The 7678-nt window shown below is 47.0% G+C and carries 4 protein-coding genes; 2 read left to right on the top strand and 2 right to left on the bottom strand.

Annotation, left to right across the window (positions count from 1 at the left end):
* Window positions 1-1300 (top strand): alanine/glycine:cation symporter family protein (locus AC06L3_RS07590; RefSeq protein WP_475670015.1); only part of this gene is annotated, 1300 nt, incomplete at its 5' end.
* Between the two features lie 8 nt (window positions 1301-1308).
* Window positions 1309-3333: a M3 family metallopeptidase gene (locus AC06L3_RS07585; protein WP_475670014.1), complete on the top strand. Its 2025-nt coding sequence runs from the start codon at window positions 1309-1311 to the stop codon at window positions 3331-3333.
* A 91-nt stretch (window positions 3334-3424) separates the two neighbouring features.
* Here AC06L3_RS07585 and AC06L3_RS07580 read toward each other — a convergent pair whose 3' ends face one another.
* Together AC06L3_RS07580 and AC06L3_RS07575 are read right to left on the bottom strand one after the other, a co-directional pair.
* The gene (locus AC06L3_RS07580) at window positions 3425-6007 is read right to left on the bottom strand and encodes an alpha/beta hydrolase family protein (RefSeq protein WP_475670013.1); all 2583 of its coding nucleotides are present in this window, start codon (window positions 6005-6007) and stop codon (window positions 3425-3427) included.
* A gap of 548 nt (window positions 6008-6555) precedes the next feature.
* Window positions 6556-7527: a transposase gene (locus AC06L3_RS07575; protein ID WP_475670012.1), complete on the bottom strand. Its 972-nt coding sequence runs from the start codon at window positions 7525-7527 to the stop codon at window positions 6556-6558.
* Window positions 7528-7678 lie beyond the last annotated feature (151 nt).

Below are 7678 nucleotides of genomic sequence, written 5' to 3'. Positions count from 1 at the left end.
CGTTTGCGGATACCCGCTTTTCATTCTGCTGATAGGCGGAGGACTCTTCTTCCTCGTTTATTCCGGATTCGTTCCTTTCAGAAGATTCGGATCGGCAATCAAGGCATTGAAGAACAAGGATGACGCACCGGGACAGATCAGTTCCTTTGAAGCTCTCACAAGCGCCATTGCAGCAACCATCGGAATGGGCAACATTGCAGGTGTGGCCATTGCAATCACAATGGGCGGTCCCGGAGCAATTTTCTGGATGTGGGTGAGCGCCATCGTTGGAATGGCAACAAAATTCTTCGAAGGTTCCGCAACAATCATGTTCAAGGGAAAGGACTCCAACGGAGAGGTTCAGGGAGGCCCTATGTATATGATAGAGCAGGGACTGGGCATCAAATGGAAACCTATGGCAGTGTTCTTCTCTGTTTTCTGCCTCATAGGAACACTTTCCATAATGCAGGCCAATCAGCTCACAGAAGCCATCACAACTGTTTTCACAACCCCTGCGGGAATCGAGAACACTCCTCTGCTCAGGGGTATCATAGGTTTGAGCATCTGCGCAATAGTGTCAATAGTTGTTCTTGGCGGCATTGGAAGAATAGCCAAGATATCCTCCAAGCTTGTTCCTCTTATGGTTGGAATGTATTTCCTCCTTGTAATGTGGATCATTCTCACTCATCTTTCAGTTGTTCCAAGAGTGTTTGCCGACATATTCGCAGGAGCTTTCTCTCTCAAGGCGGGGTTCGGCGCTTTCCTGGGCGTTGCCCTGATAGGTGCCAGAAGAGCCGCACTGGTGAATGAGGCAGGTGTAGGTACGGCGAGCATGATGCACGGTGCGTCAAAGAACAAGGAGCCTGTACGTGAAGGTCTTGTTGCAATGATAGGTCCTTCACTTGACAGCGGTCTTGTATGCACTCTAACAGCACTCGCTGTCCTCATAAGCGGAGAATATCAGGTTGGAGCGGAGAACATAAAGGGTCTGGAACTCGCCCTCACCTCTTTCGAAAGTTCAATACCGGGATACGGGAGCATGCTGCTTATGATAATCGTCTTCATATTTGCATTCTCAACAATGTTCTCATACTCCTATTACGGAGTTAAATCAACCAGCTATCTGTTCGGAGCGAAATACGGCAAATACTACAATATATTCTTCCTGGCAATGATAGTTGTTGCAGCAATCATTCCTTTGAAGACTGCAGTAGGTCTGATTGACCTTGCCTACGCCCTTATGGCATTCCCTACAATGATAACCCTCTTCATTCTTGCACCAAGAATAAGGAAAGCTATGAAAATCTATTTCAAAAAATAAGCTTAAAAATGAAACGCGCACTATTAATTCTGGCAGCAACCATCTTTACAATGACAGCCTGTACACAGAAGGAAAGCAATCCTTTCCTGGGGGAGTGGGACACTCCTTACGGGATTCCTCAGTTCGACCAAATCTCCTATGATGACTACATACCGGCTATCCAGGCCGGCATAGAGCAGCAGGACGCTGAAATAAAAGCCATCACCGACAACCCTGAAGCTCCTACATTCGAGAACACCATAGCTCCTCTTGAGCTTTCAGGTTCAATTCTTGCCCGTGTTGGCGGCGTTCTGTACAATATCAGCGAAACGGACCAGACTCCCGAGCTTGATTCCATTCAGGAGCTTGCTATTCCAATGATAACCGAGCACGAGAACAACATATCCTTCAACAAGGCTCTCTACGAAAGGATAGCTGCAATATACAATGCGGACCAGAGCAATCTCACACGCGAGCAGCAGATGGTTCTCAAGAATCATTTCGAGTCATTCGAAAGGGAAGGCATAGGCCTTTCAGAGGAAGCTCAGGCAGAATTGAGGACCCTCAACACAGAGATGGCTTCAAAGATTCAGAAAGTTGGCAACAACATTCTTGCCGAGAACAACGCCTTCAAGGAAAAATTCGGTTTCAGCACTTCCGAATATGTCCAGATGATGACAACCACAGAAGACAGAGAACTCCGCAGGCAGTACAACCAGGCGTACAGAATATGCGGCCACAACGGCAACGAATATGACAACGGCAAGCTCATTCTCGAGATTCTCCAGCTCCGCCAGCGCAAGGCAGCAATCCTTGGCTATCCAAACTGGGCCGAATACATTCTTGCAGCAAAGATGGCTCACGATGCAGCAACCGTTGATTCTTTCCTCGAGGGCATTCTCAAGGCATCCGAAGTGAAGGCTGTTGAGGAGATCAAGGACATGCAGGCCATCATGGATGAGGACATAAAGGCAGGCAAGCTTGCAGCAGGCAGCAAGATAGAGCAGTGGGACTGGTGGTATTACGCAGAGAAGGTCCGCAAGGCGAAATATGACCTGGATGATTCCGTTATCAATCCATATTTCAAGATTGACAATGTTGTCAAGGGCATCTTCATTGCAGCAAAGACCCTCTACGGAATCAATGCCGAGAAGATTGAGAATGTGCCTTCATACAATCCTGAGTGCGTAACCACCTACAAGATTACAGCCGAGGACGGAAGCCTCGTAGGCATCTTCACAACAGACTACCACCCAAGGTCAAGCAAGAGAGGCGGCGCCTGGATGAACAATATACGTGACCAGTACTACACTGCCGATGGTCAGGATATCCGTCCTATCATAGTTAATGTAGGCAATCTTCCTGAGTATCTTGGAGTTGATGATGTTCAGACCGTATTCCACGAATTCGGCCACGCTCTCCACGGACTTCTCACAAAATGCCATTACCGCAGCATCAGCGGAACCAGCGTAAAGCGTGATTTCGTTGAAATGTTCAGCCAGTTCAACGAGAACTGGGCATTCCAGCCTGAACTTCTGGCCCAGTATGCAATGAACGAGAACGGTGAGGTCATTCCTGCAGAACTGGTTGAAAAGATAAATGCAGCCCTCAAATTCAACCAGGGCTTCATGACAACCGAGCTTGCAGCCGCATCAGCACTTGATATGAAATGGCATGAGCTCACCGACATTCCTGCAGGCGCGCTTGAGAACCCTGCACAGTTCATAGACGAATTCGAGAACAGTGTCCGCACCCAGATAGGTCTCAACCCACAGATTGAGTACCGTTACCGCACAACCTACTTCAACCACATTTTCTCAAGCGGTTACGATGCAGGTTACTACGGATATCTCTGGGCAGAGGTTCTTGACAAGGACGCTTTCAGCGTATTCACAGCTTCCGAGAACGGTCCTTTCAATCTCGAGCTTGCAAAGCAGTTCAAGGAGACCTTCCTTGAGAAAGGAGGCAGCGAGGAGCCTATGGTTCTTTACAAATCATTCACTGGACGCGAGCCTGATTCAAAGGCAATGCTCGCAGGACGCGGACTACTTTAGTACCAGAAGCCAAACATCCGTGGCAACAGCCACACATAATAAAAACCGGTCAGAAAATTCTGGCCGGTTTTTTCATATCAACTTTCAAGTATTATTCCTCAGCTTTCTGAGCCTTCTTTTCAGGCTTGGCGTTCTTCACGTATTTGTCAAGCCATGCACCTGTTTCGTAAAGCATGTCAAGCGTTGTTTCAATGCCGTAGTAGCTGTGGCTCTCGTATGGCATCTGCAGATACCTTACGGTGCAGCCGTTGTAAACGTATGCGTCGTAAAGCCTCTGGCTCTGGACAGGAAAGGTTCCCATATTGGCGTCCATCTGACCGTGTATGAGAAGCATTGCATCCTTCATCTGATGGGCGTAGTTGAACGGCGACATCTTGTTATACATTTCCTGAGCCTCCCAGTAGCTTCTTCTCTCGTGCTGGAAACCGAAAGGAGTGAGGGAACGGTTGTAACCGCCGCTGCGTGCGATTCCTGCCTTGAACAGACGTGTATGGTTGAGCAGGTTGGCTGTCATATACGCACCGTACGAGTGTCCGCCAACACCAATCCTGTTTCTGTCACCGATACCGGTTGAATCGCAAACGAAATCAACTGCAGCCTCGGCGCTCATTATCATCTGAGGCAGGAAGCGGTTGTTTGGAAGCGAATCCTTGTGCTCTGCAATGATTGCCATTGTGAAACCGTCAAGAACCGCGTAACCCTGAGCTGCCCATATCATTGCCGAACCGTAGGTTGGCTTTACGAAATTGTTGCTGGCTGTCCTGTCCTTCTCGCACTCTGCAAAGCATTTGTATTCGTATGGATATGTCCACATGAACACTGGGAGCTTGCCGTCCTTTTCCTTGTCGTAGCCTGCCGGCAGATACAGATTGGCGTAACATTTGAGCCCGTCTTTCCTGGTGTAGCTCACATACTGTCTTGTGACAAGCTCCTTTATCTGCGGAACAGGATTCTCAAAATGGCTTATCTGCCTTGAACTTATTTTTCTGCCCTTGATTGATGTTTCCCAGATGTCAGGAACAGTTGTGAAATCCTCCTTTGTTTCCAGGAATGCAAGATTCTTGAAATTGGTGATGCCAACTACCTTCTCAAGCATTGCTGAGCCCGATGTCCAGATATTGCTTGTCTTGCCGTCCTTCAGTGAAAGCTTGTCAATGAAACTGGTCTTGAAGCCATCGTCGTCAGGTCTGTCATTGCCCTTCATATATATATAGCTGGCCTTTGAATCTGTCCAGACAATGTCTCTGCCGTATGCATTACGAACCATGTACGGCAGTCCGTAAACAGGGAAATTGCCAAGAGTGTCAACTTCGGTGCTATATGAAACCAGCACCTTGTGTCCTGCCATCGTATCACAAGGAACAAAGCTTGAGAGTCTGCCGAACTTCTCCTTTGAAGAGCTCTCCGTGAAGAAAGCAAGCTTTTCGCCGGACCAGAGGATAGGACCGGAAATCCTGTACTCCGCTGAAAGAACTATCTGTTTGTCAGTCTCGAAATTGAAAGGAGCCTGGCACTGATATACCATATTCGTATATTTGTACTCAGGTTTTTCCTTCTTTTCCTTTTTCACTGCCGATGGTTCCTTTACCTTAACTGAATCCTTTGAAGCGCTTGAGTCCTTGGCAACTTTCTCCTTCTCAGGTGTTGACACCTCTCTCCACAGCAGAGTTGCAGGCTGGTCAGCCCTCCACTCGAAGCCTGAAGGTTTCGGTCCCTTGGACTTCTTATCCTTCTTGTCCTTGCCGCTGTCTTCCTTTTTGGTTCCATCGTTGAGCATCTTCACAAGCTTGCCATCGAGGTCAATGATATACTGCTTGCTTGGGAAGCTGTTGTGTGTCTGTATGTATGAATAAGGACGGTGCTCTGTTGTGACCATAATGTACTTGCCGTCAGGTGATGTCCTGTAACTGCGATAAATGGCCTTCTCTCCAATGAGCCTGCAGCCTTCAGGGCCCTCCACTGCGAGCACGCTGCCTGTGCAGTAATCATACATCTGCTCGTCGTACGGGCTTGACAACAGGTCCTGATATGTACGTATCGATTTCTTTCCCTTGAGATTCTCCTGCACTACAGGCCATTTTGACATGCCTCTCTCAGGTTTCTGTCCTATGCCGTCTGGAACGGATTTGTAGAGAATATGATCGTCATCCAGGAAAGCGAACGGTCTTCCGAGCGTGGAGTTGACCTTTCTGGAAGAAATCTTCACTGCCTCAGGTCTGGTTGCAGCAGCGTCAACTCTGTAAATGCTGACTTCACTATCGCCCGAGTGGGTGAAAGCGAAATACCTGCCGGAAGGTGACCAGGTGATGGCATCGATTCTGGCTTCTTCCGGGAGACCAGCCACTTCGATTACCTGGCCGTTCGTGAGGTTCATTATTTCAATTCTTTCAAAAGGTATGACCCTGCTTGCACTGAAATTCACAGGGTTGAATCTCTCTCCGCCAATCCTTTCCTCGGGGCCGGCCAGTTCAGCCAATGGCACCGCACGGCATTTGCGACTTGCAAGAACAGCCTTGCTGTACTGCGGATTGTAGAACTTTGAAGGAACAGGGCTGGACATTGCCAGTTCCTTGATGATTGGAGCAGGTTCCTTGAAATGAGGAACTTCATCCTGAGCATGCGCCGTAAATACAAAAGCGCATACTGCTGATGCCAGAATCACAAAACGTTTCATATCGGAAAATGATAATTTGATAGTCAAAACATTAGGACCAAAGTTAAGACTTACAAATCAGAAATCCTAACGGCTGAACTCAAGTTCTTCTGATTTGAAGCAGATTGTTTCAAATGCAGACCTTACCGGCAATTTTCGTGCATTTTATCACAGTTTTATACCCAACAAGCGATTCCCCTCCTGACCCAGGAAACGATTACCCTCATACCCAAAAAGCGATTCCTTTCCTGACACAAGAAGCGAGTCCCTTCCTAAACAAAAAAGCAATTCCCCTCCTAAACCAAAAATCACCTTCCACACCTGAATGCAGCACACCACACTCTGACAAGGGTACGCGTGGACGATGAGGCAATTTTGCCTCAACCTCCACGCCAATCCGCCTCACAAGGCCATTCAAGGCCCATCAGCGTGGACGGTGATTTTCGGTTCAGGCACAAAGTAATCATTACGTATGGCAACAGGTCTGGACGGTGATAGTTGGTTCAGCATAAAGTATTGAATGGGTGAGTATGTCAGGTTTCGGGAATACCAAACCAGTTAATAAGAAATCAAAACATATCCTTTACCTCCGAATATAGCAGGCCACAGAGTCTTGCAATTTGTTTTGAGGAACTATTAAAGCGTGATTTCATGATTTTTGCCAAGCGGATTCTTTGTTCTGTATCAAGACTCCGAATATCTTTTCTATTGAAGATCTGCTGGCAAAGTTCGTTTTTGTGCTGTCTCATTTCCTGAATAGGAATTGACAGATGTGAAACAATGCCTTCTTGCGATTCAATGTCAGATTCTTTTGAAATGCACATGAAATAATTGAAGCTTTTGTGTGTCCTGAATAACTGCTCAACAATCTCAAACGCAACATATTCACCCGGAAAGACCAATTCTCCAAGCATAATTGGAGAGTCGCTTCTCGTTTTGCGTGTCCGTAATGTCGTCCTTTGCGAACGAGCCCCAAATCCATTGAACCTTTTCCCATTTATTGAATCATCGGCACTCACTTTTGAATGAGTCCCAACATCGTGGTGCATGCCGGCAGTAGCTGTCCACTTGGGTGCAGTCCAATAATTGCTATTGCGGAACAGAAGAGCTGCACTTGACCATGGATAATCGTATGCATTGAAATGTAATCCTCCTACCGGAGCATTTTTCAGCACGTAGCAGATTGCTGTCTTCAAGTATCTTGCGGTGTTTATGGGCTGGTGGCTGATTCCAATGTCCGTAAGTTTTTTCTTTTCACCGTGTACATTGGAGATATGCAAGGAAGTCCTTCTTATGTATTCGTGCATGAACCTGTTACATTCATCAAATTGACCATGAAGAATGAAATGAACGTGCGTGTCCATCAAGGCAAATGCAAGAATTGTAACATCGTAATTTTGAATTACGTTGTAAATTCTGTTCATACCATTGCGGAAATCCTCTTCGCTGTAGAAGATGGCATCTATTTCATTGCCATTTGTGTAGAAATGCCAGCAGTTCTTAACTTCAATTTCCTGGCCCTTTATGAAGCTGATGTTCAAGCCTAATTCCGACGCTGTGTTTCACCCTATGACTGATTTTTGGGCAGTTTTGGTAGCGAAGGTCGCTTGTCCACATCCCTACCCCTTTCCGACAGTGTTGTCGTCAGCACATAATTTAGAAATAGAGCGGCTTTCTCCTGATATGTTTCTT

This window comes from Candidatus Egerieousia sp. (assembly GCF_056211015.1).
Note: the sequence above shows the minus strand (reverse complement) of the source record. Positions and strands in the feature narration are given on the sequence as shown.